The sequence below is a fragment of the Streptomyces sp. NPDC059866 genome (assembly GCF_042731325.1).
GTDB classification, from domain to species: Bacteria; Actinomycetota; Actinomycetes; order Streptomycetales; family Streptomycetaceae; genus Streptomyces; species Streptomyces flavusporus.
The window spans coordinates 1-22,336 of the sequence record NZ_JBHWJT010000068.1; the positions used below are offsets into that span (position 1 = coordinate 1).

Annotated in this window: 19 protein-coding genes and 1 pseudogene; 9 read left to right on the forward strand and 11 right to left on the reverse strand. The window is 69.9% G+C overall.

Translation table 11 applies throughout. From position 1 onward, the window contains the following. The 4 genes and pseudogenes from ACFV7R_RS44465 to ACFV7R_RS44480 all read right to left on the reverse strand — a co-directional run. Positions 1-443 (reverse strand): annotated as a pseudogene (locus ACFV7R_RS44465) (hypothetical protein); the annotation flags it as partial. 400 nt (positions 444-843) lie between these two features. Beyond that, positions 844-984 carry a hypothetical protein gene (locus ACFV7R_RS44470; protein WP_385275737.1) on the reverse strand — a complete coding sequence of 47 codons (141 nt, stop codon included), beginning with the start codon at positions 982-984 and terminating at the stop codon, positions 844-846. A gap of 236 nt (positions 985-1,220) precedes the next feature. After that, entirely contained in the window at positions 1,221-2,852 is a 1,632-nt protein-coding gene (locus ACFV7R_RS44475; RefSeq protein WP_385275740.1) for a 3'-5' exonuclease, read from the reverse strand. A gap of 106 nt (positions 2,853-2,958) precedes the next feature. Further along, positions 2,959-3,213 carry a hypothetical protein gene (locus tag ACFV7R_RS44480; RefSeq protein WP_385275743.1) on the reverse strand — a complete coding sequence of 85 codons (255 nt, stop codon included), beginning with the start codon at positions 3,211-3,213 and terminating at the stop codon, positions 2,959-2,961. A gap of 160 nt (positions 3,214-3,373) precedes the next feature. Here ACFV7R_RS44480 and ACFV7R_RS44485 point away from each other — a divergent pair, with 160 nt between their 5' ends. Further along, positions 3,374-4,237 carry a hypothetical protein gene (locus ACFV7R_RS44485; protein ID WP_385275746.1) on the forward strand — a complete coding sequence of 288 codons (864 nt, stop codon included), beginning with the start codon at positions 3,374-3,376 and terminating at the stop codon, positions 4,235-4,237. 128 nt (positions 4,238-4,365) lie between these two features. Here the strand turns inward: ACFV7R_RS44485 and ligA are convergent, their stop codons facing one another. Continuing rightward, positions 4,366-6,447 carry an NAD-dependent DNA ligase LigA gene (ligA, locus tag ACFV7R_RS44490; RefSeq protein ID WP_385275749.1) on the reverse strand — a complete coding sequence of 694 codons (2,082 nt, stop codon included), beginning with the start codon at positions 6,445-6,447 and terminating at the stop codon, positions 4,366-4,368. Between the two features lie 106 nt (positions 6,448-6,553). Here ligA and ACFV7R_RS44495 point away from each other — a divergent pair, with 106 nt between their 5' ends. Beyond that, the gene (locus tag ACFV7R_RS44495; RefSeq protein ID WP_385275752.1) at positions 6,554-6,793 is read left to right on the forward strand and encodes a hypothetical protein; all 240 of its coding nucleotides are present in this window, start codon (positions 6,554-6,556) and stop codon (positions 6,791-6,793) included. Then, positions 6,793-7,188 carry a fic family toxin-antitoxin system, toxin component gene (locus ACFV7R_RS44500; RefSeq protein WP_385275755.1) on the forward strand — a complete coding sequence of 132 codons (396 nt, stop codon included), beginning with the start codon at positions 6,793-6,795 and terminating at the stop codon, positions 7,186-7,188. Before ACFV7R_RS44495 ends, ACFV7R_RS44500 begins: the two co-directional genes overlap by 1 nt. Before the next feature lie 579 nt (positions 7,189-7,767). Here ACFV7R_RS44500 and ACFV7R_RS44505 read toward each other — a convergent pair. Continuing rightward, positions 7,768-8,145 (reverse strand): DUF4267 domain-containing protein, encoded by a 378-nt coding sequence (locus ACFV7R_RS44505; protein WP_385275758.1) that lies wholly within the window; start codon positions 8,143-8,145, stop codon positions 7,768-7,770. 89 nt (positions 8,146-8,234) lie between these two features. After that, positions 8,235-8,708, reverse strand: coding sequence for a cupin domain-containing protein (locus tag ACFV7R_RS44510; protein ID WP_385275761.1), 474 nt, complete (start codon positions 8,706-8,708; stop codon positions 8,235-8,237). Between the two features lie 60 nt (positions 8,709-8,768). On the opposite strand from ACFV7R_RS44510, the gene ACFV7R_RS44515 reads away from it, so the two are divergent. Both ACFV7R_RS44515 and ACFV7R_RS44520 read left to right on the forward strand, forming a co-directional pair. Continuing rightward, a complete protein-coding gene (locus tag ACFV7R_RS44515) occupies positions 8,769-9,737 on the forward strand; it encodes a DUF5937 family protein (RefSeq protein WP_385275764.1) in 969 nt (322 codons plus the stop codon). A 206-nt stretch (positions 9,738-9,943) separates the two neighbouring features. After that, positions 9,944-10,159, forward strand: a complete 216-nt coding sequence (locus tag ACFV7R_RS44520) for a hypothetical protein (protein WP_385275767.1) — start codon at positions 9,944-9,946, stop codon at positions 10,157-10,159. A gap of 264 nt (positions 10,160-10,423) precedes the next feature. Here ACFV7R_RS44520 and ACFV7R_RS44525 read toward each other — a convergent pair whose 3' ends face one another. After that, complete coding sequence (locus ACFV7R_RS44525; protein ID WP_385275770.1) at positions 10,424-11,047, reverse strand: hypothetical protein; 624 nt, start codon at positions 11,045-11,047, stop codon at positions 10,424-10,426. A gap of 572 nt (positions 11,048-11,619) precedes the next feature. On the opposite strand from ACFV7R_RS44525, the gene ACFV7R_RS44530 reads away from it, so the two are divergent. Genes ACFV7R_RS44530 through ACFV7R_RS44545 form a run of 4 tightly spaced genes read left to right on the forward strand, consistent with a single transcriptional unit; the run spans position 11,620 to position 15,756 of the window. Further along, on the forward strand, positions 11,620-12,600 hold the full coding sequence (locus tag ACFV7R_RS44530) for a GNAT family N-acetyltransferase (RefSeq protein WP_385275773.1): 981 nt from the start codon (positions 11,620-11,622) through the stop codon (positions 12,598-12,600). Beyond that, positions 12,597-13,934, forward strand: a complete 1,338-nt coding sequence (locus ACFV7R_RS44535; protein ID WP_385275775.1) for an ABC transporter substrate-binding protein — start codon at positions 12,597-12,599, stop codon at positions 13,932-13,934. The genes ACFV7R_RS44530 and ACFV7R_RS44535 overlap by 4 nt, the downstream gene beginning before the upstream one ends. After that, positions 13,928-14,890, forward strand: a complete 963-nt coding sequence (locus ACFV7R_RS44540; protein ID WP_385275778.1) for a carbohydrate ABC transporter permease — start codon at positions 13,928-13,930, stop codon at positions 14,888-14,890. Before ACFV7R_RS44535 ends, ACFV7R_RS44540 begins: the two co-directional genes overlap by 7 nt. Then, positions 14,887-15,756, forward strand: coding sequence for a carbohydrate ABC transporter permease (locus ACFV7R_RS44545; RefSeq protein WP_385275781.1), 870 nt, complete (start codon positions 14,887-14,889; stop codon positions 15,754-15,756). The genes ACFV7R_RS44540 and ACFV7R_RS44545 overlap by 4 nt, the downstream gene beginning before the upstream one ends. 191 nt (positions 15,757-15,947) lie before the next feature. Here ACFV7R_RS44545 and ACFV7R_RS44550 read toward each other — a convergent pair whose 3' ends face one another. The 3 genes from ACFV7R_RS44550 to ACFV7R_RS44560 form a co-directional block, all read right to left on the reverse strand. Continuing rightward, entirely contained in the window at positions 15,948-18,746 is a 2,799-nt protein-coding gene (locus tag ACFV7R_RS44550) for a sugar-binding domain-containing protein (RefSeq protein ID WP_385275784.1), read from the reverse strand. A gap of 251 nt (positions 18,747-18,997) precedes the next feature. Beyond that, positions 18,998-20,131, reverse strand: coding sequence for an AI-2E family transporter (locus tag ACFV7R_RS44555; RefSeq protein ID WP_385275787.1), 1,134 nt, complete (start codon positions 20,129-20,131; stop codon positions 18,998-19,000). Positions 20,132-20,646: 515 nt separating this feature from the next. After that, positions 20,647-22,245 carry a glycerol-3-phosphate dehydrogenase/oxidase gene (locus ACFV7R_RS44560; protein ID WP_385275790.1) on the reverse strand — a complete coding sequence of 533 codons (1,599 nt, stop codon included), beginning with the start codon at positions 22,243-22,245 and terminating at the stop codon, positions 20,647-20,649. Positions 22,246-22,336 lie beyond the last annotated feature (91 nt).

Here is a 22,336-nt window from a genome sequence, read left to right on the forward strand (position 1 = left end):
CTGGGCGTGAGGGAACCCGCCGCCTCGTCACGGACCGTGGCCAGGAGCCACGCGCCCGGACAGGAAGACCCCAAGGAACGCGGGCGACCAGCGCACCCAAAACCGTTCGGGATGCGCGCAGTGCCGGGCAGTGGGTCCAAGACCCACTCCTGCTCACTGATTAGGAACGGTTTGACCGTGCCGTGCATGGCCGCCGCCCACTCGGGGAAAGTCCAGTCCGCGCCGACGCCGCGGAACGCGGTCTGCCAGGTGTGGCGGTGGTTGTCGACGAAGCCGGGCATGACGATCCGGTCGGTGGCGTCGATCACCTCGGCGTCCGGCGCGTCGATCCGTCCGGCAACCTCGACGATCACGCCGTCCTCGATGAGCACGTCACCGCGGTCGAGATCGCCGACAGCCGGGTCCATGCTGACCACGGTGCCGCCGGTGAGCAGGGTCTTCATCGGATGAACTCCTTCACAGAGGTGGATGGGCGCGTGGCTGCCGAGACGATGGTTCTGCAGGTGGGACATGGAGGTGCACCTCTTCGATTCGTCGCTGTCCGGCAGTGCGAGGTCCTGTTCGAGACGGAGGATGTGGGCGCGCCGACGTGCGCCGTGAGTGGGTCTCCGGGGCCTGTTTCGCCTTGTTCGGCAAGCTCCTTGGCCTTTGGGGGCCGGTTGTGTCGGAGCGTTGTGGTGCACTGGGCGCGCCGACGTGTGGCCGTCGCACCCGGTGCGGTGCACACTGCCGATGGTGCTCACGCCGTCCTGACGCAGCCGTGGCCTCGGCCACGATGAGGGCGGGGCGCCTGAAGTCTCGGCAGGCGTGCAACGGGGGCGCCGCTGCAGCGCAAACGGTCGCTCAGGTGGTCGCAGTTTTGGTGAGCACCGCGTCGGCCGCGGCGAGCGCGTCGGCGACCAGGTCAGCCGTGTCCTCGGTGCCCGCGGCCAGCCGGACCAGGCCCAGCGGAACCGATTCCGCGATCTGTTCCTCGCTGAGCATCCCGCGCCACATGGACGCCGGACGGATGCACGGCCAGCGATTCCACGCCGCTGAGGCTGCCCGAGTTGTGGCGCAGTACCAGATGAACCGTACGGGGAGGGCGGGGACAGACGGTGTCTACCCCGAGGGGGGCGGGTGCGAGAGCGGCCACCGATCCGTCCTGACAGCAGACATGCCAGGCCCGGCCTGTACCGCACAGGCCGGGCCTCGTATGTCCCGCGTCATACGGAGCCGACTCAGGCGCTGACCTTCTCCTCCTGACGCTCCAGCACCCACCCCGGGGCCGATGCCAAGGACGTGAGCATTTCGAGCGCGGCACGCGCGTCCTCAAGGGCACGATGCCCGCCGCCCAGCGGCAGGAAGTCGCGCCTGCCCTCCCAGTCGGAGCGCCGGCGCATGATGCACCCCCAATGATCCTTCTCCCGCAGGTGCTGCGGATCCGCCTCCGCCCGAAGGCAGTCACTCAGGATGACCGTCTTGTCGTACTCCGCGTTGTAGGTGAGGATCTTCCGCCCGGCAGTGACGCGCAGCACCTCCGGCAGCACCTGGTCCCAGGTCGGCGCGTCCGCGACCATCGCGTCAGTGATCTTGTGAAGGTCGAAACTGTCCTCAGTCACCGGGATCTGCGGGTTGACCAGGCTCTCCAGCAGGACCTCGCCGGTGGCCGCATCGACCACGGCGATCTCCATGACCCGGCCCCACCAGGCGTGTGTCTCGGTGTCCAGCACGCAGGCCACGCCTGGTTGCAACATCCGCCGCGCCCAGTGGATGGCCGTGCCCTGTTTGCTCAGCAGCTGGATGCCGTCCGCGAAGCGGGAGGCGACCGGGTTGCCGGCGAGCAGCGCGGCGACGTCGTCCCGCGACGGGGCGCCGTCCAGGCCCGGCTCCCAGTCGATCAGCCAACGGTTGTCGAGGTTCGCGAAGCGCGTCCAGACCGGCAGGTCGAAGGTATCGCGTAGCTCGTCGACGAAGGCGCGGACGATGGTGGCCGCTGCGATGCCACTTGGGCGAAGGCCCGCAGCGGAGAGGGCCGGCCGGGCTTGGTCGCCCGGACCGCCTCCCGATCCACCCCGGGGATGTCCTTGAGCGCGTTCAGGTTGCCAACCCGGTACATCGGCACCTCGACGACCTTCCGGTGGCCGCGGTCGCCCGACCACACCGTGCGCCGCACGTGGCTGACCGGCGCCGGCCATCCGGCCTCGATGCAGTACTCCAGGCCCTGGCGCCGGATATCCAGGTGCTGCGCCGCTGGCTCCGGGCCGAGCATCCGTGCACAGGATGTCCGCCCCCAAGTCCTCGTTGCCGGCGAGCCGCTCGACGTCCTCAAGCGCCCACCGTCCGAAGCGGCCGGGCGCGATGCCCTGCTCCTCGGCGGCCTTCTCGAACTCGGCGACCTCCCAGCCGCACCGGCCGGCCGCCTCGTCCGTACGGGCCGAGGCCTGAAGCCACGCGACCCGCTCGGTCACGATCTGCTCCAGCGCCGCGCACATCTGCGAGGTGGGGGAGGACAGTTGCAGCTCGTCGTACAGCGCGGAGCCCTCGAACCTGCCGACACACTCCAGCAGGCCCTGCTCGGCGAGCTGCTCGATGTCGCACGCCCAGACCTCGAGCTTCTTGCCGGCGAGATGCGGCGCCTGCGCCAGCAGCTGCGCCCCGCGGCTCGCGCCGTAGCCGGGGTGCGTGCCGAGCACCTCGATGATCTGGTCGCGGCGTGCCCTGACGTCGTCGGCCTGCTCGTTCGACCACCGGCCCGAGTTCAGGGCCGGAGCCGGGATGAGCCCCTTGAGCCGTCCCCGTTCGACCTGCCGCCGGGCCAGGCCCGCGTGATTGGCCAGCTGGACCGGGCCGAACCCCATGCGTCGTCCCATCGCTAGTCCCTTCTCCTGGTCGCTCCGCCATCGCAAAACAGAAACTGACAGAACATCTGAAAACCTGTCAAGCTGTTTTAAAAATAGGCAAGTTCGGGCAATACACTTATAACTGCGCACGCGTACGCGAGGAAAAATCACCCGGCCGGAGCCGCCTCCCGGCCCCGACGGCGACTCCCCTGCCGATGGGCGGGGCTCCGTAGTCGTACGAGGAGGTGCGGCGGGTGTCCCGCATGAGGGTGACGCTCACCCCGAGCAACTCGTCCAGCGCGCCGCCGAACGCGGCACGACCGCGCTCGCCCTGACCGATCGCGACGCCGTCACCGGCGCCGTACGGTTCGCGCAGGCCGCCCTCGAGCACGGCTCCGGCCCCTCTTCGGCATCAACCTGGCCGTCGCCCCGCTCGCCGCCGCCCCCGCACAGCGCCGCCGCACCCCGGTCCGCGGTGGCGCCCACGTGCTGGAGCCGTTCGTCCGCATCGTCCTGCTCGCCCAGTCCCGCACCGGCTACGGCTGTGCCGGTTGACCTCCGCCGCCCACGCCCCCGGCGACAGCCCGCCCCATCTGGCCTGGGACGACCTGCACCGGCACGCGGGGGAGGGGCTGACCGTGCTGCTCGGCCCCACCTCCGAACCCGTCCGCGCCCTGTCCGCCGGCCGACCCGACCTCGCCGAACACCTCCTCGCCCCCTGGCGGCAGCTGCCCGGCATCCAGCTACGCCTGGAAACCTGCCGGCTAAACCGCGTCGGCACAGGGCCCGGCTCACTGCGCCCGGCCGCCCGCACTCTCACCCCCGCCGACCAGCTGGACATCCCGGCCGTGCTGGCCAACGCCGTCCGCTACGCCGACCGAGACCGGCACCGCCTTGCCGACGTCCTGGACGCCGCCCGCCTACTGCGCTCCATCGACCGCCGCCACCTCGACTCCGGCGAGCACCGGCTGAAGGACCCGGCCGCCATGCACGAGATCGCCCGCCGGATCGCCGCGGCCCCCGCGCGCCCGGCTGCCGCAGCTCACCGGGTGCGCGGAGGCACGCCACCGCCGAAGCCAGAACGCCCCGACACCACCCCCGCCAAGGCCGTCCGCAAGCAAGGCCGCACAGACGAAGCAAGCAGAAAGCCGGCACAGGCCCAGCGGGAGGCGGAAGCAGCCGAGCAGCGGACCCGGCAACGGGAGGACGAGCACGACCAGGCGCAGGCGGAGGTCGAGCGGGCCGAAGCAGCCCTGCGGGAACTCGAAGAGCGCGGGACCGAACTGGCTCGGCAACTCCACGCCACGGTGGAACTGCGACGCCGGATGCGAAACGACCTCGATGACGCACGCAACTGTGCTGCGCAGACAGATCGTGCTGTGCGGCAGGCACGCCATGCCGCTGAGGCGGGGTGAGGCGTTCGAGCGGTTCCGGCCCCCAAGCAGCTGTTCCTCGTGTGCATGAATGCCCCAGCGGCGGGCCGAGAACTGTTCGCTTCATCGCCGTACACCAGTTGAGCGTGACCCCGCCCCGGCGGGGCGAGTCAGGAGACGAAGTCGGCGACGAGCACGGCGAAATCGTCGGGGGTGGCCAGGCGGATGCCGAGGGTTTCGGCCCTGGCGCGTTTGGATCCGGCGCCGTCTCCGGCGACGACCAGGCTGGTCTTCTTGGAGACACTGGAGGAGGAGCGGCCGCCGGCTCGTTCGATGAGCTCGTTCATCTGGTTGCGGCTGAGGTTCTCCAGAACGCCGGTCATCGCGCCGGTCACGACGACTGTCATCCCGGCGAGCGGCCCGCCGGCCCCGTCAGCGGCCTGGGAACCGGGCTCGCCATCGGCGTCGATGGCTCGGATCGCGCCGGGCTCGGTCATGTTCACTTCGGCGGCGGCGAGTTTGTCGATGAGCTCGGCGAGCTCGGCAAGTTCGGCGACGATGGACGGGGCTTTCTCGGTGCCGATGCCGTCGACCTGCTGCATCGTTTCGGCGTCGGCGGCGCGGATCGCGTCCATGGTGGCGAAATGCCGGGCGATGCGGCGGGACATGGAGCGGCCGGTGCCGCGGATGCCGAGTGCGCACAGCACCCGTGACAGGGGCTGTTCCTTGGCCGCGTTGATGGCCGTGAGGAGGTTGTCGGTGCTGGTTTCGCCCATGCGTTCCAGGCCGAGGAGCTGGTCGCGGGTGAGGGTGAACAGGTCGGCGAGATCGGCGACCAGGCCGGTGTCGACGAGCTGGACGACGCGGGTGTGGCCGAGGCCTTCGATGTCGAGCTGGTCGCGGCCGGCGGCGTAGGAGAGAGCGGCGACCAGGTGGCAGTTGCGGCCCTGTTCGCAGCGCCAGCGCTGCTCGGTGGTGTCGATGCCGGAGCCGCAGCGCGGGCACGTGTCGGGGAAGGCGATCGGCCGTTCGCCGCCGGTGCGCAAGTGGGCGACGGAGGCTTCGATGCGGGGGATGACGTCGCCGGCGCGGTGGACCATGACGTGGTCGCCCAGGCGCAGGTCGCGGCGGGTGATGTCCGCCGGGTTGTGGAGAGTGGCGTAGGTGATCATGGACCCGTCGATCTCAACAGGCTCCAGGACCGCACGCGGCGCGATGATACCGGTGCGGCCCACGTTCCATTCCACCTCCAGCAGGCGGGTGATCTTCTCCACGGCGGGCAGCTTGTAGGCGATCGCCCAGCGCGGGGCGCGCGAGCCGGATCCGGCGGTCTGCTGGTCGGCGGCGAGGTCGGCCTTGACGACGATCCCGTCGATCCCGAACGGCAGCTGCGCGCGCAGCGCGGCGATCTCCTGGACGCGGGCCAGGACCTGCTCGGTGGTGGCGGCGGTGATGCCCGGCACGGCGGTGGCGGCGGTGGTGTTCACCCCGTACGCGGCGGCCTGCGTCATGAGGGCGCTGTGCGCGAGCTCGCCCAGGCGGGCGGCGAGCGCCGTGTCGGTGCCGGCAAGCGGCAGCAGTGCGTAGCCGAAGAACGTCATCGGCACGGTGTAGGCGCGGTCCTTGGCGCGCAGGGTGCCCGCCGCAGCGTTGCGCGGGTTGGCGAACGGCTGCCCACCGTGCGCGATGCGCACCTCGTTGGCGTGCTCGAACTGTGCGGTGGTCATCAGGACCTCGCCGCGCACCTCCACGGTGACCGGTTCGGCGAGCTGCGCCGGCAGGCCCTCGATGGTGCTGATCGCGTGCGAGACGTCCTCCCCGGCCGTCCCGTCGCCGCGGGTGATGAGCTGGGTGAGGCGCCCGCGCATGTAGCGGGCGGCGACGGCGAGCCCGTCCAGCTTCGGCTCCACACTGAAGCGCTCCGCTTCGTGGCCGATCCGCCGCGCCAGCGACGCCGTCCAGGCGGTGAACTCCTCCGGCGAGAACACGTTGTCCAGGCTCAGCATCGCCACCGTGTGCGGCACGTCCCCCTCCACAGCGCCGCCGGCCACCTTTCCCGTCGGCGAGTCCGGCAGCACCTGATCGGGGTGGCCGGCCTCCCACGCTGCGATTCCGCGTACGAGCCGGTCGTAGGTCTCGTCATCCAGTACCGAGGTGCCGCCGGAGTAGTAGGCAGCCGATGCCTTCACCGCATCCTCGACCGCCTGGGCGTAGCCGGCGGCATTCATGATCACAGCTGCAGGAGTTGTCATGGCCGTCATCCTGCCTCCCACCACTGACAACGCCCCGGCGCTGCCCGGACGTACGGGCGCGGTAGGGGAGCAGGACCAACCTGGTAACAGCTGTTACCATGCGTGTATGGCGAAGACTCAGCTGGGCGTACGCGTCGACCCCGAAGTCAAGAGGCTTGCCCAGGCCCGGGCCAAGGACCGCGGCTTGGACCTCGGCGACTACATTGCCCGTCTCGTCCGTGAGGATGCCGACGGGATGCGCCAGCGGGGCCTGGACGCTGCTCGCCGCTTCCTCGACGAGCACCAGCACCTCTTCGATGAGGCCGAGGACGTCGACCGCGACGCGCCGGGGACACACGCCGCGTAATGGAACTGCACATCGACGTCCCCTGGATCCTGCAAGTTGTAGAGATCGCAGGTGCGGGAGACCCGGCCCCCGACGACTACGGCGTGCCGGTCGCCGCCGTCGCCTGCCACAAGGCAGAACTGCTGGAACAGCCCGTCTACGACGGCCCCTACGCCCGCGCAGCCGCCTTGGTCCACATCCTCGGCCGCTGCCGCTGGCTGGAGCGGTCCAACATGGCCGTCGCCGCAGCGACCGGCGTGATGTACCTGGAAGCCTCCGGGATCCCGGTCAAACCCACCCACGACGACGCACTCGGCCTGCGCGACCTCCTGCGCGACCCCGCCTGCACGGCTGCCGGGATCGCCGCCCTGATGCGCGCGTGGCCCGTCGCCGGCCCAGGCGGGGATGACCAGTGATCCGTGACGCCGTGATGGGGGGACCGGCCCGGCTGCCTGACCGTGTTCCTCGAGCCCGAAGACCTGCTGAACTGGGAGACCTGGAAGAACGGCAATCCCGTTCCGCCCGTTTCTGAGCTTTGCCGTGTGCTGACTGGGGACCAGGTCGGGGGTAGCCGGGGGGTGAGGTGGGCCCACGGCAGCGGGCGGCCGCGAGGTGGTGGAGTTCCGGCTCGGTGATGAGCCGGTGGGCGCGGCCGGTGTCGTCGGGGTACAGGAGGGTCTGGCCGGAGTCCACTGCGAGATCGGTCTCGGACGCCCAGTCGCACCAGGCGGGCCGGTCGGTGCCGGGGCAGGGTCTCCGTTCCACTTCCGTCGGGCTGTCACCTCGCGTGCCACCTGCAGGATGGGGAGGTCGCGGGTCGACCTCTACCGCCTGCTCGGCCCGCCTAGTACGAATGATGTCTCCTCACGACCGCTCCGCCCACCGACCTGGGTACCGCGCCGGTGGTCCGCAAGATCGTGCATCTGCGCTGGAAGCACCGGGTAACCAGTGACGGCGGTATGCGTCGAAGAGTTCTGGTCGCCGGACCACGTGGTTTACGCGATGAGCAGGAGCACGCTGATTGTCAGCAACACCACGGCGGTGGCGCCGTGGATGCCGTAGACGGCCGCCCTGGGCCCGTTGTTGCGCAGCACGATCACCGCGTCGCCGATGGGTATGCCGGTGACGGTCAGCATGAACCAGCCCAGCAGGTGGGGCGTCGCGCCGGCCAGCAGCACGAAGATGGAGAGCCCGCAGGCTATGTCACGCACGGCCTTGACGGTCAGCCAGGCGTGAAAGCTGCGGTCCTCGGTGGGCGTGTCGGGTATGCCGAAACCGACCGCGGCCTGCGGCGCCCAGAAGGCACGCGCACCCATGAAGATGATGCCCACGCCGATCAGTCCGGCGAGTACGGTGGCGACAGTGGTGAGCATGGGTTGTCCTGCCTCTCGGTTGCAGGTCTACGAGCGCATTCCAGGTAGCCGGGTGGGTCGGCTCGGGGCGTCCGTCGTCGCCGGTGTCATCACCGTTCGCGGTCGTCGACGAAGTGGTTGTCGTGGGCTTCGTGAAGACGCCTCAGGTCCCGCTCGTTCACGGTGGCGAGCTGCGCGAAGTACTCCTCCCGGGGTACGCCTGGCGAGAGTGCCATGAGGATGGTGGCAGGTTCGGCGCGCTCCTTCCGGAGCGCGTGTACGTCACCCATCGCGGCATGCGCGGTGTTGCCGGGGAGCAGTGTTCGCCAGGCCCGTCCGTCGAAGTAGTCGACTTCACCTTCTTCGACGATGAAGGTCTCGCTGAAGGTCGTGTGAAAGTGCGGGACAGGTCCTCGACTCGAGGGCGACATGCGCCACCGGTAGATGCTCATGGTCCCGCTGGTCTCCGCCGGGCCGGCGAGGACCTCGATGGTCGATCCGCCGGCGCCCAGCCGGATCGTTCGCGTCTGACGGGCTCGCTCGGATTGCTTCGAGAACCAGGCAATCGACTCTGTCTCAGTCATGACCCGAGTCTCAGGGTTTCGCCGCTCTGCTCGCGCTCACTTCGGCGGTGGCCTAACAATATGGGGGTGATCCGCTACCGATTGGGTGCTGGTGCTGCGAGCGTGCGGTGGGCGATGTCGCCGATCCACGAAGTGGTCAGTCTTGCCCAGCTCTTGACCGAGCCGCGGCGTCACCCGATGTTCCACCAGTGGCTTCGCCATCGCCGCCACCGTCTCTCGGGCCTGGACCTGAGAGCGCTCACGGTCTTCATGGCTGATGGCGCGTATCGACCCGACTTCCTTGACCCATCGCCGATGTCCAGTGAGCCGACGTTCGAGGAAGGCGTGGGTGCTCTTCTCGCCACGCCGACGGACCAGGTGTACGCCGAGCTGGTCGACGCCGCGAGGGGGCATGGGGCAGAAATGAGCCGCCGACTGCTCGATGACCCCGACCGAGCCAGGTCCGAGGCCGCCGATGCGGTACGCCACCTCTGGAAAGCAGCCGTTCAACCGGAGTGGCCGTCCATGCGGCAGGCGCTACGTGCCGAGATGCTGGACCGGGCCATCCAGGTCAACCGCGAGGGGCTGCGCGCAGTCCTTCCGCGCCTGCACCACTCCGCGGCGTGCGAAGGCGACACCATCACCGTCGAGAAGACCGTCGACATCGACGTCGACTGCCCTGAGGGACTCATACTCGTTCCGTCCCTGTTCATCACCGACCGGGTGCAGTGCACCACCGCAGACCACTGGACTCCGACGATCTATTACCCGGCATCCGGGCGGTACCTCTGGGCGGCACCTCCCACACCGAGATCGCTTGACCGGCTTCTGGGAACGACCCGATCGAGGATCCTGGCCGCGCTCACCACTCCGCTGCAGACGACCGTTGTGGCCAGGCTGGTGAGCGTCACCACCCCGACGGCCAGCGAACACCTGGCAATCCTGCGAGACGCGGGGTTGATCGACAGCAGCCGGGCCGGTCGCACGGCCACGCACGAGCTCACCGAAGCTGGACGTGCTCTCCTGGACGCGGCCTCGCCGCGCCCATGACTGGTCGGGGAGCTGCCCGCCACCCCGCGCTGTTGACGCGAGAACTACGAGCTCGGGCGTGCTCTTTGTGCTGGTTCAGCGCAGGGCTGCGGGGGCCAGGCGGATGGTGCGGCTGCTGCATCCGGATGCGGATGGGACGTGGCTTGCTGACCGCGGTGGCCGGCTCGACCGGGTGCGATGAGGTGCGAGGCGGGCGGGGAGGCCGGGTGAGCCGACGGGCCATGAGGATGATGAAGGTCCAAGTGATGTGGGCCTCGCTGTGGGAGACCCGCATCGGCCCCGCTCCTGCTCCCGTCACCGCGGACCTTGAGGCAACCCGGAAACTCCTGCTGAAGTCCCCGTGGGAACTGGGCGCCGAGAACCTGGACCGGTTCGCCTGGAACCCGGTCCTGCAACCACCGGGCACGACACCCTGGGCGTGAGTGGGCAGCAGTTGCCACGGCCGCGCATGCGGTTTCGCTGGGACGGTGACGGCCCCGCACGAAGGAGCGGTGACCGCAGCATGCTGTCCTGCTCGGACGCCCGCGCCCGGGCCCGCTGACAGGCGGGTGCGAGCGGGCCCGCCAGTTCGTCACTGTGCTCGCACGATCGGCCGATCCCCAGGCCGAGGTCTGGCTCGTTGACACGGGCAGCAGCGCAAGCCTGCCGTACCCGGACATGTGGGGAGAGGAGACCCGGTGGAGCTCTCAGCCCGGCACGTGCTGTGGCGACGCTTCGAGGACGAGCAAGACGACACAAGGCTCGCTGAAGTGTGCGGCGGAGGACGTTCGATCACCGAAGGGGACGGAGTCGAGGATCCCCATGCCGTCGTCGCCTTGGCCATCGCCGGGGCTGCCGAAGGCGTTCTCGCCGGCCTGGACGACGTGTGGGCCCTCTACCCGCCGCAGCAGGTCGTCTGTGCTGCCTCCGCCCTGTGTGCGCGGATCACCGCAGCAGGCGGAGCACTTGAGAAGCTTGATGCCCGTTTCGATGTGAGGGCCGAACGCGGCGACATTGCGGTGCCCGACGTGGACCGGCCTGGAAGTGGCGAGGCCGGTGAGCCCGGCAGGCTCGGCCCGGCGCAGATCGCTCTGGGATCCACGGGACATGCGGCCTCCACCGCTGTGCCGGCCGGTGCCGAGGAAGCCGTGCGCCTTCTGACCGCAGCGCAGTACCTGACACCACTGTCCACCAGCGCACACGAGACCCTCACCGAGGTCGGTCGCCTGCTTGGCGACGACGCGGAGCCGTCCACGGCAGACCATGACCTCGATACGCCCGCTCACCGCGCCCGTGAACGTTGCGGATGCCGGATCGGGCTCACCGCCCATGACGGCGCACTGTGGGGCTTCCGTCGCGAAGACAGTGAATGGTGCCTCGTACGCAGGGCTGACGGCCACTGGGCGGAACTCGCCGCCTCAGAGGCATGCGCCGACCCACGTCACCTGACCGCCCTGATCCGCTCGGCCGCATCACTTCCGACGGTTCGGACCTGCCCAGGACCGAGTAGCGATGACCAAGACCACCGAAGCTGTCATGGCGCTCCTCGAAGACGCCGCGCCCCTGCGCCCCTGCGCCCCTCTCACGGCTACGTCAACGGTGACGCCCGCATGACCTCGCCGACGAAGAGAGACGGGCACGCTGCCGACGGAGCGACCGGATCAGGAATGTTCCCCTGACGGAAGCGGATGCTGATGCCGAACCGACAGCCGCCACGGACACCCTGGGCCGAGCCGCCCCGCCCCACCGAGCAGCCGGGCGCGGACCGCCTCATCGCCCCACGCGCCCTCACGAACCAAACCTTGATCGCCGTGGCGCAGCGCACCCCACACCAGACCGCAGCAGCTCTGCAGGCGACGCTCGACGCCGTCCCTGACCGGTGTATGGAAGGACAACCCCGCCGATGACCGATCGCACAACGACATCCCGGGCCGGCATCCGTGGCTTTCGCGCGGGCGACGGACCGCAGGTGGTGGAGGTGTGGCGGCGCAGTGCGCCGGCCGACTCCGTCACTGCGGACCGCTTCCGCTCTCTGGTGCTGCTCGACGCCAACTTCGATCCGGAGGGTCTTCGGGTCGCCGTCGAGGGGAACCGTGTCGTCGGTGCGGCCTACGCGGTGCGCCGTCTGACACCGATGACCGGCACCGACCTGGAGCCGGAGCAGGGCTGGATCCCGTTCTTCTTCGTCGACCCGGCCGCCCGCAGGCGCGGCCTCGGCCGCCGGCTGCTGGCCGACGCCCTCCACTGGCTGCACGGCCACGGCCGCACCCGGGTGGACTTCTCCTCGTACACCCCGAACTACGTTCTGCCCGGCCTGGATGCCGAGACGTACCCGGAAGCGGCCCTGCTCCTGGAGTCCCTGGGCTTTCGCACGCTGTACGAGGCGGAGGCGATGGACCGTGGCCTGGTGGGCTATCGCTTCCCGGAGGACGTCGCGCGCCACGTGGAGGAACTGACGGCGCAGGACTACCGGTTCGCCACCCCGTCCGACGACGACCTGGTGGATCTGTTCGCGCTCGCCGGGAGCCACTTCGGTCCGGACTGGGCGTGCACGATCCGGGCAAGTCTGGCCGCGGGCACGCCGCTCGACCGGATCGTCGTCGTCCGGGACCCTTCGGGCCGCATGGTCGGCTGGGCGATGCACGGGGCGTTCGACGCGGTGGACGAGCGGTTCGGCCCGATCGGCGTGCTGGAGGAGGTGCGCGGCATCGGACTCGGTGAGATCCTCCTGCACCTGGTCCTTCAGAGGATGCGGGCGCGCCGCGCGCACTCCGCGTGGTTCCTGTGGACCGGCGCGCAGTCCCCGGCAGGCCACATGTACCGCAAGACCGGCTTCACCACGACCCGTGTGTTCCGCGTGATGCGCCGGACGGCCGCTCGATGACGCCGGCACGCCGCACCAGCCGCCTGAGCCGCCGCCACTTCGCGCTTGCGCTCCCCTCGGCGCTGCTCGCCTCCGGATGCGCATCGCACCAGGGCACCGGGCGGCCCGGCGACCCGATCGTCCTCACCCTGCTCTCCCACTACGCGAGCGGGGTGCTCAAGGAGGCCCTACAGGGCCCGGTCGACGAGTGGAACGCCAGCCACGATCGGGTCAAGGTGCGGACCAAGGCCGTCGAGTTCACGGACCTGCTGACCACGTTCATGGTCCGGCAGGCCGCGGGCCAGGGCGCCGACATCCTCCACCCGTACTGCTTGTGGAACGGCCAGCTGGTCCAGGCCGGCGTCCTGCGGCCCGCTCCGAGGGAGCACGCCGAGGAGATCACACGCGGCTACAGCGAAGCTGCGGTCGACGCCGCCTCGGTGGGCGGCCAGGTCTACGGCTACCCGACCGAGGTGCAGACGTACGCCCTCTACTACAACAAGCGGCTGCTGCGGGAAGCCGGCATCGACGGCCCGCCACGCACCTGGCGGGAGCTGGAGGAGACCGCCTACCGCACCGCCAGGCGTGACCGGTACGGCAACACACTGGTCCAGGGCTTCGGGCTGTCGACCGTTGACGACTCCACCACCGTCGGCCAGACACTTGCCCTGCTCAACGCCGCCGGCGGCAGGTTCGTCTCCGAGGACGGCAGGAGCACCGCCATCGACTCGCCGGCCGGACGGGCCGTGTTCGATCTGGAGCACCGCCTCGTCGTCAGAGGTGCGAGCGCCCCGGGTGTCAATGTCTACAAGGCGTTCCGGTCCGGGCAGGTGGCCATGGTGGTCAGCGCCGGCTGGTGGACCGGGAGCCTGAAGACCCTGATGGGCAAGGACTACCGCGACGTCGGCGTCGCGCCGCTGCCCCTCCCCGAGGCGGACGGCAAGCGCGCCACGCTCTCCACCGGCTTCATGCTGGGGGTCAACGCGGCCGGCAAGCACCCGCGCGCGGCCTGGGAGTTCCTGCGCTGGCTCAACACCGAGAAAGTGAACGTCAGAAACGCCAAGGAGGGTGGGAAAGCGACCCGGATGAGCTCCCTACAGGTGTCGGCCGGCTCCCTGACCGGCCGAGCCGACGACATGCGCACGCTCCTGGGCGCGCACAGCGACGCAAACCTGCGCCCCTTCCTGGACGCGCTGGCGTACTCGGTGCCGGAACCGAATGTGCCCGGCGCACAGCAGGCCAAATCGCTGCTGCGCAAGAACATCGAGGCGCTGTGGACCGGTCAGCAGTCGGTCGACCAGGCACTGCGCACCACCCGTCGTCAGGTCGATCGAGAGGTGTCGCGCTCATGGTGAACGCGCTGACGCCGACGACGACCGAGCGGGCGGCGCCCAGCACGCGCTCCGCCTCGCCCGCCGTCGACGGCCGCGCCCGGTCCCGGCGCCGCCAGGCCGTCGTCGCCTATCTCTTCCTGGCACCGACGTTGCTGTTCTTCGCCGTCTTCCTGATCCTGCCGCTCGGTTTCGCGCTGCTGTTGTCGATGTCCCGCTGGGCCGGGTTCGACCTCGGCGGCATCCAACCGGTCGGAACGGACAACTTCACGGGTCTCTTCGCGGACGGATCGACGTTCCTGGCGCCGATCCTCACCAACACGCTGCTGTTCGCCCTGGGCACCGTGGTCCTTGCGCTCGCCGGCTCCGTGGTTGTCGCCACCTGCATCGACAACCTGCGGTTCCAGGGCCTGTGGCGCACCCTGTACTTCCTGCCGATCGTGACGACCGTCGTCGCCGTCGGCAACGTGTGGAAGTACATGTACGAGCCGGGCGGCCTCGTCAACGGCGTACTCAACGCCCTCGGGCTCGGCTCGGTGGCCTTCCTCCAGGACCCGGACACTGCGCTGCCCTCGGTCGTGGTCGTCCAGGCCTGGGCCTCGGTCGGCTCGGCGGTCCTCATCCTGACTGCCGGGCTGAAGTCCATTCCCGAGTCGTACTACGAGGCCGCAGCGCTCGACGGCGCCGGGCCGGTCACCGTCTTCTGGAAGATCACACTGCCGCTGCTGCGGCCGTCCCTGCTGCTCGTGTGCATCACCCAGTTCATCAGCGGCCTGCAGTCGTTCGCGCTGATCACCGTGATGACCAAGGGCGGGCCGGGTGACGCGACCAACGTCGCTGCCCTGGAGATGTACCGGCAGGCCTTCTCGTACGGCCGGTGGGGCCCTGCGAGCGCCGCCGCCTTCGTACTGTTCGTGGTGGTCCTCGTGGTCACCCTGGCGCAGTTGTGGATCTTCCGGCGCAAGGAGGAGGACGCGTGATCCGCCGCCGTTTCCCGTGGTTGTCGTATCTGGTGGTCGTGGCCGGCGCCGTGCTCACGGTGGTGCCGTTCCTCGACATGGTGATGACGTCGTTCAAGGGGGCCGGTGAGGCCGGCACGCTGCCGTACCGGTTCCTGCCCAAGGCGTTCGACCTGTCGAACTACCGGGCGGCGATCGACCAGCTCGATCTGCCGGTGCTCTTCCGCAACAGCGTCGTCGCAACCGCCGTGATCACCGGGTCGGTGCTGTTCACGTCATCACTCGCCGGCTACGCGCTGGCCAAACTCCGCTTCCCCGGCCGGAACTTGATCTTCCGGCTCGTGCTGTCGACGATGATGTTCCCCCCATTCCTCTTCTTCATCCCGCACTTCCTGATCCTGGTGCACTGGCCACTTGCGGGCGGCAACGACCTGTTCGGACGCGGGGGCGCGGGCCTGACCGTCAGCATCGCGGCGCTCGCCATGCCGTTCCTCGTCAACGGCTTCGGCATCTTCCTGATGCGCCAGTTCATGGTCTCGATCCCGGACGAGGTCCTGGAGGCCGCGCGCATCGACGGTGCCGGCGAGTTCGCCGTGTGGTGGCGGATCGTCGTGCCGCAGACCAGGCCGGTCCTGCTGACGCTCGGTCTGCTGACCTTCGTCCAGGCGTGGAACGAGTACATCTGGGCGCTGCTCATCTCGACCGCCAACCCGGACGTGATGACCCTGCCCGTCGGCATCCAGTTCCTGCAGGACTACGTGGACCCGACCCGCACGATGCCGATCGTCATGGCCGGTCTCGTCCTGAGCATCCTGCCGGTCCTGATCCTCTTCCTGCTGCTGCAGAAGTACTACGTCCGCGGCGTGATGCTCAGCGGCCTCAAGTGAGACGCTTCGGCATGCGCCCGACGTGAACTTCGCGGTGACAGGTGGAGCAGGCGCCGACCCGGGTGGGCAGGAGGGTCCGAAGTTCTCGGACGACTCGGCAGAGGGTCGGGCCGGCGCCGCTTCTCCTGGGGTCGGGCCAGCCGCTCCGCAACGCCCTCGAGTGGGGGAAACCGATGTGTGATGCGGCATCGTCAGCCGGACGGGACGGTGACGGCCCGGGCGTTCCAACCAGAGACACGGACGCGTGGGGTGCCGTCCGGGTCGACTGTCCGATGGGAGGCCACCAATGTTGCCGATTCCCCCGGCCACAGGCTGATCTGATTGTCGCTCCAGCGGACGGGCAGCGTGGGAGTCCTCCCGTCCGCGGAGACCAGGTCGACGTCGGCGAGCAGAACGGGGGCTTTCGTGGTGCCCGGGTGGCGGAGGGTCACGGTCGTCCTCGATGTGCCGGACCTGGTTGCCGTCGTTGTGGCTGTCACGTCCAAGGTGACCTGCGGCATCGAGTTCAGTCCCGTCAGGTCGGCGTAGGAGGTGGTGGGGGTGTAGTACCAGTCGGTCTTGGCGTAGTCGAGGACGTCGTTGCGGGTGGAGAGCCAGTAGACGTTGCGGCTCAGTTCCCGGCCGGTGGTGTCGGTGAGCTGCAGCCGGGCCAGGTACGTCCTTGCCAGGCCGGGGACCTTGGCCGGGAGGGTCAGCGAAGTGGTGGTCACGCCGCGGGCTTCGACGTCGACACCGGTCACCGTGCGGTCGTACTTCTTGGTCCCGTCGGCATTGAAGAGTGTGACCCGGGCGCTCAACCCTGAGGCGGCGGTTCGGCGGTTGTTGACGATGCTCACCGTGCGGTTGTCGTAGCCGTACTGGATGTGGAGGGGTTCGTTGGCCTTCTTCGCGCCGAAGTAGGACCCGTTCTGATCGAGATAGCGGTCGATGAGCTGCCAGTGGAGGGAGGTCCAGCCACTGTTGAGCATCCAGTAGATGACGCCGGTCGCGGGCCGGGTGTTGTCCTTGGCGTTGCGGGAGTACGCCTCGAACTGCGCCCGGACGTTCTCGTACTGGGCGAGCTGGGCCTTGCGTACGTAGTCGCCCAGACCGGTCGGTCGTCCGTAGCGGCCGGCGAGCGCGGCGTTGTACAGCTTGAGTGTCGAGAATGTGGGTGAGGGAGAGCGGTGGTACTGGGGGGCGGAGGGTTGCTTCCAGAGGGTCTCCAGCTCGGCCGGGGTCAGCATCCGTCGCAGTGTGTCGAGGGTGGGGATGCTCGGGCCGGCGCCGGTCTCGGAGTTGAAGCCGGTGGCTCCTCCCTCGCGCTTGTCGTACCAGTAGCCGGGCGGCACCCAGTCGTAGGGGCCGGTCATCCGCATCCCGGAGCGGCCGGTGACGGGTGTCGGCTTCCCGGAGGCGGAAGGGATCACGGGCACGTTCCAGTCGGCCGCCCGCAGCGCTTTGAGGTATCCCGACTCGATCTCGGCGTTGGGCGCCGCGTCGCTGCCGATCAGGAACGAGATCACGCTGGGGTGGTTGCGCAGCCGGGCCGCCTCGGCGGCCATCGACGCCTGGGCGACTGCATGGTCGGCGGCGTCCCACTTCTCCCCGGACTCCGCCGGGTTGACCTCCCCTTCCCACTTGTTGCAGCACTCCCAGCCGGCGATCGTGAGGATCCCGTACCGGTCGGCGAGGTCGAAGAACTCGTCGGGCTCGAGGTGGCCTTCCAGGCGCAGCGTGTTCAGGCCCAGGTCGCGGACGTACTGCATGCGGTGCTCGGCGTAGGCGGGGTCCCAGCGCAGGAACTCGTCGGGGGACCAGCCCGCGCCCTTGATCAGCAGCGGGCGGCCGTTGATCCGGTACTGACGCGCGCCGTCGGCATTGATCGGTGCCTGAACGTCGCGGATACCGAAGGTGGTGTGTGCGGTGTCGGAGGTGACCCCGTCGACCGTCACGGCCAGGTCGAGGTCGTACAGGGGCTGCCCGCCCATCCCGGCAGGCCACCATACGCGTGGCGAAGCCACATGAAGTCCGGGGTGGTCGGCGGGGGAGAAGACCACGGTCCGGCTCTCCCCGGGCGCCAGCGTCACCCGTCGGCTGAGGGCTGCGGGCCCGGCCGTGCCGGAGAGGAGCGCCGTGACGGTGTCGGGTGAGTCGTTGCGCAGGCGGGCCTTGACGGTCAGGTCCGCGGAGGCCAGCGACGGCACGGCCAGGTCGGTCACGACGCGGGCGTCACGGAGGACCACCGGGCCGCTGCGGCGGACGACGACGTCGCGGACGATGCCCATGTTCCGGTCCGGTGGCGGCTGCAGCCAGTCGAGCCAGCCCACGGTGAGGTGCTTGCGCGGGTCGTTGGGCTGCACCCGGAAGGCGACCGTGTTGGTGCCCGGCCTGACCAGAGCAGTGATGTCCAGCTCGTGTCGGGTGTAGGTGCCCGCGACCTTCCTCGCCGTCGAGACTTGACGGCCGTTGACGAAGACGTCGGCGGCCGAGGTCACCCCGCTGAAGTCGAGATACGTACGACCTGCCCGGCTGTCGTCGACCGAGAAGTCGGACCGGTACCACCACGGGACCCTGAAGTCGGCGGCACGGATCAGCTTCTGGTTGGTGGAGTGGAATGGGTCGGGGTACACACCGGCCGCCAGCAGGGCGGCGAGGACGGTGGAGCGAGGGCCGGCCTGATACCAGCCCTTCGTCGGATAGCCGGGGCTGGACACCTCGGCCGCCGGGTCCTTCACCCGGGCGGTCGACTGGATCATGAACGCGGCCAGAGCCGTGCCGGAGTCATGTCCGACGGTGACCGCGGTGGCAGCCGGAGTACCGATCGCCGCCCGGCCGGTAAAACCGACCGGGGTGAGGGCAGGGGCCAGGAAGACAAGCAGGCCGAGGAGGGCGCAGACGACGGACCGGCCGGGTACCCGAGCCCGGCGGTGTGACGGACCGCGGGCCGGAATGGACGGGAACGGGTAACCAGGGCGGCACGGCGACACCCTGCCCAGGAGTTGAGGCATGCCATTCAGCATGGTGCCGAAACTTTGACAGCCGACGCTCCACATGCCGCGCGTCGCCCGACCGCAGCAACCGAGGAGCGCGGGGAGGAGTAATTCCGAGGTCCTCAGGTGTTGCGCGCAACCCGGATGACGGGAGTGTGCGACGGGAGCTGGGGCCGCTCATGGGGCCTGGACTCCAGGCCGGCCAGGGAGCACTCAATGAACAGCCAGAACCGCCCCGCCACTGGTATCCGGGCTCCTTGAACGGTTCGCTAGGGGCCGCATTGCTTCCCTCGCGCCCGGAGCCCCTCCGGGTCACCTGTGCGGTCCAGTAGCGCCTGATACACGGACCAGACCACGGCAACCATCGGTACGGCCACCACCGCGCCGATCACCCCCGCCGCAACCGCGCCCCCGACGACCGACAGTGCGACCACGACCGGGTGCAGCCGGACGGCCCAGCTCATCACGATCGGGTGCAAAAGATGCCCCTCGATCTGTCCGATGACCACGATCAGGGCCACGACCACCAGGGCGATGAACGGTCCCTTCGACGCCAGCGCGACGACGGCCGCGACCGCAAGGGCGACCGGTGAACCGATCAGCGGGATGAAGGCGGCGAAGAACTCCAGCAGTGCCAACGGCAGGGCGAGCGGCACGCCCAGGGCGAACAGAGCCAGGCCCACGAGGACCGCGTTGGTCACGGCCACCAGCAGGATGCCGTGCGTGTAACCGGTGAAGGTCCGCCAGGCGGCCCCGCCGGCGACCGTGACGCGGTCGCGTGCCACGGCGGGGAGTTGGTTGCACAACCACCGCCACTGCCGGTCTCCGGAGTGCATGAAAAAGACTGCGCAGAACAGCGCCAGGGCGAGGACGGTCAGCACGTCGAGCAGCCGGCTCACACCGCTGAGCGCCGTACTGATGATGGCGGAGCGGTGGCTGGAAAGGATCTCGCCGATCCGGGACTGCAGGTCGTCGAACACGGCCGGGGCAAGCCGGAACGGTGGGTCCTCCAGCCGACGCTCGATCCGGTCGATCCCTGCCACGAACTCCCGCTCCAGCCCGGTCCGCTGCCCTGCCACGGTTTCACCCACCAGGGTCAGCACCCCGAGGACGAGGACGATGCCGCCGAGGAGCGAAGCCGCGACCGCGAGCGCTCGCGGCATGACACGGGCGAAGAGAGTGGCCACGGGCCGGAGCACGGCGGTGAGGACAAGGCCGAGGAAGACGGCGACGGCGATGCGGTGATACTGCCCCAACACGGAGAAAGTGGCCCGGACAACGATGCCGACGGCAAGGATCCGCCATGAATACGCGGCCGCGGTCCGTAGCCAGTGCGGCACGTGCGTCTCCGCGCCGCTCAGGCGTCCGAGTGGCGGCGCGGGCGGATCGGGAGGCGTGGACATCTCATGCTCGTACCACCCGCCGACCCGCAAGGCCCCGCGGGCGGCTCGGATTCCCCCGAAGGCACCCCCGGACGCCCGCCGGGCCTCGGGCCGGACAGGCAGGTGTCGCATGAACGCCCGTCAGCCGTGCCTACGACGACCGGCGTCCGCCCCAGCACTCCAGTGCCTCAGAACGGTTTCGCGCACGACCTCGAACCGTTCCGGTGGTGATGAGGCAGCGACGAGTTGCCGGCCACCGGTGTCCGGGACCTCGTTCCGGTAGAGCAGCGATGCCGGCGGTCAGGAGACCGTCCGCGCCGACGTGCCGAAGTCACTCACCGACCTGACGGCCGCCGGCCGGCGATCCAACGCCTCGGTGCCGCACTACTGTCAGCGGCTGTCGCGCAGTTGTGCGTCAAAGTGTCGCCGGGCCTGGCGGTGGTCGCTCTGATGCAGGCCCGCTGCCGTCGTTCGCCGCGTCCTCCGGGCGCCGGACCGCTGCTTCCTGTCCGCCCGCTTCGCCCCGAAACGCTGTGTCAGTCACCGACTGAGTAGCTGCCCAGTACTTCCCGTGCAGCCTCCAGTGCGAGGGCCCGGTCGTCGGGAACCAGTCCGATGCGGGTACGGCGGTCGAGGAGGTCGGCCGCGTCGAGAGCCCCTTCGTGGCGCACGGCCCACAGCAGCTCCGCGCGGGTCACCGGGTGTCCGTCCAGGACGGGCCGGGCGAGCCGGGGCTCGGCCGTGGCCAGGGCGTGTACGGCCGGTGCCTCGGTGCCATAGCGGTGGATCAGGCGTCTCGGCGCGCGGAGGGCGCCGAGTGTCCGGGGCGGTGCGGCGCCGACCAGGGGGAGGGTGGCAGTGGGCGAGGCTCCCGCGGACAGGCCGTGGGTGGCGACGGCGGCGTCGACGGCGTCCTCGGCCATGCGCCGGTAGGTGGTGAGTTTGCCGCCGACCACGGTGACCACGCCCTCCCGCGAGGTGAGCACGGCGTGTCTGCGGGAGATGTCGGCGGTGCTCGGCGCCGTGCCGGAACCCTCGCCCGGTGCAACGTCCAGCAGCGGCCGCAGTCCCGCGAACGCGCCCACCACGTCGTCGCGGTGCACGGGGACGTCCAGAGCGGATCCGAGGACGTCGAGCAGGAATCCGATGTCGGTCTCCGGCGCGTTGGGCACGTCCGGGACGTCGCCGTCCACGGGTTCGTCGGTGAGTCCGACGTACACCCGCCCGTCGCCCTGCGGCAGAACGAGGATGAAGCGATTGCTCTCGCCGGGGATCGGGATGTGCAGGCCGGCCGGCAGAAGGCCCAGGCGGTCCGCGCGCAGGACGACGTGGGTGCCGCGCGAGGGCCGGATGCGGACGCCGTCCACTAGGCCGCCCGACCACACGCCGGAGGCGTTGATCACCGCCCGGGCGCGGATCTCGCCTTCCTCGCCGGTGAGTTCGTCGCGTATCCGGGCACCGGACGCGGTGAGTTCCAGCGCCCGCACCCGCGTGAGGATACGTGCGCCTCGCGCCGCCGCCGTACGTGCGATCGCGGTGACCAGGCGGGCGTCGTCGGTCACCCGGCCGTCCCAGGACAGCAGTCCGCCGCGGAGTCCGGAGCCGCGCAGTGCGGGAGCCAGGTGACGGGTTTCCGCAGCCGAGAGCCGGCGCGGTGCAGGCAGTGTCGCCCGCGCCGTGCGTGCCGCCAGCCGCAGCGTATCGCCGGCGCGGAACCCGGCCCAGGCCATTGCGGCCTGGCCGCGGGAGACCAGCGGAGTGAGGGGCAGGACGAACGGCTGGGCCCGCACCAGGTGCGGAGCGGTGCGCTCCATCAGGACCCCGCGTTCGCGGGCGCTCTCGTGGGCGACGTCGAGTTGGGCGGAGGCGAGGTAGCGCAATCCGCCGTGGATGAGCTTGGAGCTCCAGCGGGAGGTGCCGAAGGCCAGATCGTGGGCGTCGACGGCGGCAACCGTCAGTCCGCGGGCGGCGGCGTCCAGGGCGGCGCCGGCACCGGTCGCCCCGAGGCCGACCACCAGGACGTCCACGGGCTCGCCGCCCACGGTCCGCGCCAGATCGCGCAGGCGGCGGCCGGCGGTCAGGGACGAGCCGGGAGCCGGTCGTCCCGAGGAGGGCGGACTGCTGCTGGAGTTCATCTGGTTACCTCCGTGGATACTCCGCCCTTCAGGGCGGAGAGGAAACGGACTCCTGCGGAGCAGGGCAGGGAAAGACGATTCGCCGTCAGGG

Bases quoted from the DNA above. Each gene is read 5' to 3' on its own strand.
- ACFV7R_RS44470 (WP_385275737.1), bottom strand. From the start codon at position 984: ATGCTCAGCGAGGAACAGATCGCGGAATCGGTTCCGCTGGGCCTGGTC.
- ACFV7R_RS44475 (WP_385275740.1), bottom strand. From the start codon at position 2,852: ATGGGACGACGCATGGGGTTCGGCCCGGTCCAGCTGGCCAATCACGCG.
- ligA (WP_385275749.1), bottom strand. From the start codon at position 6,447: ATGACAACTCCTGCAGCTGTGATCATGAATGCCGCCGGCTACGCCCAG.
- ACFV7R_RS44495 (WP_385275752.1), top strand. From the start codon at position 6,554: ATGGCGAAGACTCAGCTGGGCGTACGCGTCGACCCCGAAGTCAAGAGG.
- ACFV7R_RS44500 (WP_385275755.1), top strand. From the start codon at position 6,793: ATGGAACTGCACATCGACGTCCCCTGGATCCTGCAAGTTGTAGAGATC.
- ACFV7R_RS44505 (WP_385275758.1), bottom strand. From the start codon at position 8,145: ATGCTCACCACTGTCGCCACCGTACTCGCCGGACTGATCGGCGTGGGC.
- ACFV7R_RS44510 (WP_385275761.1), bottom strand. From the start codon at position 8,708: ATGACTGAGACAGAGTCGATTGCCTGGTTCTCGAAGCAATCCGAGCGA.
- ACFV7R_RS44515 (WP_385275764.1), top strand. From the start codon at position 8,769: ATGGGGGTGATCCGCTACCGATTGGGTGCTGGTGCTGCGAGCGTGCGG.
- ACFV7R_RS44525 (WP_385275770.1), bottom strand. From the start codon at position 11,047: ATGGGCGGTGAGCCCGATCCGGCATCCGCAACGTTCACGGGCGCGGTG.
- ACFV7R_RS44530 (WP_385275773.1), top strand. From the start codon at position 11,620: ATGACCGATCGCACAACGACATCCCGGGCCGGCATCCGTGGCTTTCGC.
- ACFV7R_RS44535 (WP_385275775.1), top strand. From the start codon at position 12,597: ATGACGCCGGCACGCCGCACCAGCCGCCTGAGCCGCCGCCACTTCGCG.
- ACFV7R_RS44540 (WP_385275778.1), top strand. From the start codon at position 13,928: ATGGTGAACGCGCTGACGCCGACGACGACCGAGCGGGCGGCGCCCAGC.
- ACFV7R_RS44550 (WP_385275784.1), bottom strand. From the start codon at position 18,746: ATGCCTCAACTCCTGGGCAGGGTGTCGCCGTGCCGCCCTGGTTACCCG.
- ACFV7R_RS44555 (WP_385275787.1), bottom strand. From the start codon at position 20,131: ATGTCCACGCCTCCCGATCCGCCCGCGCCGCCACTCGGACGCCTGAGC.
- ACFV7R_RS44560 (WP_385275790.1), bottom strand. From the start codon at position 22,245: ATGAACTCCAGCAGCAGTCCGCCCTCCTCGGGACGACCGGCTCCCGGC.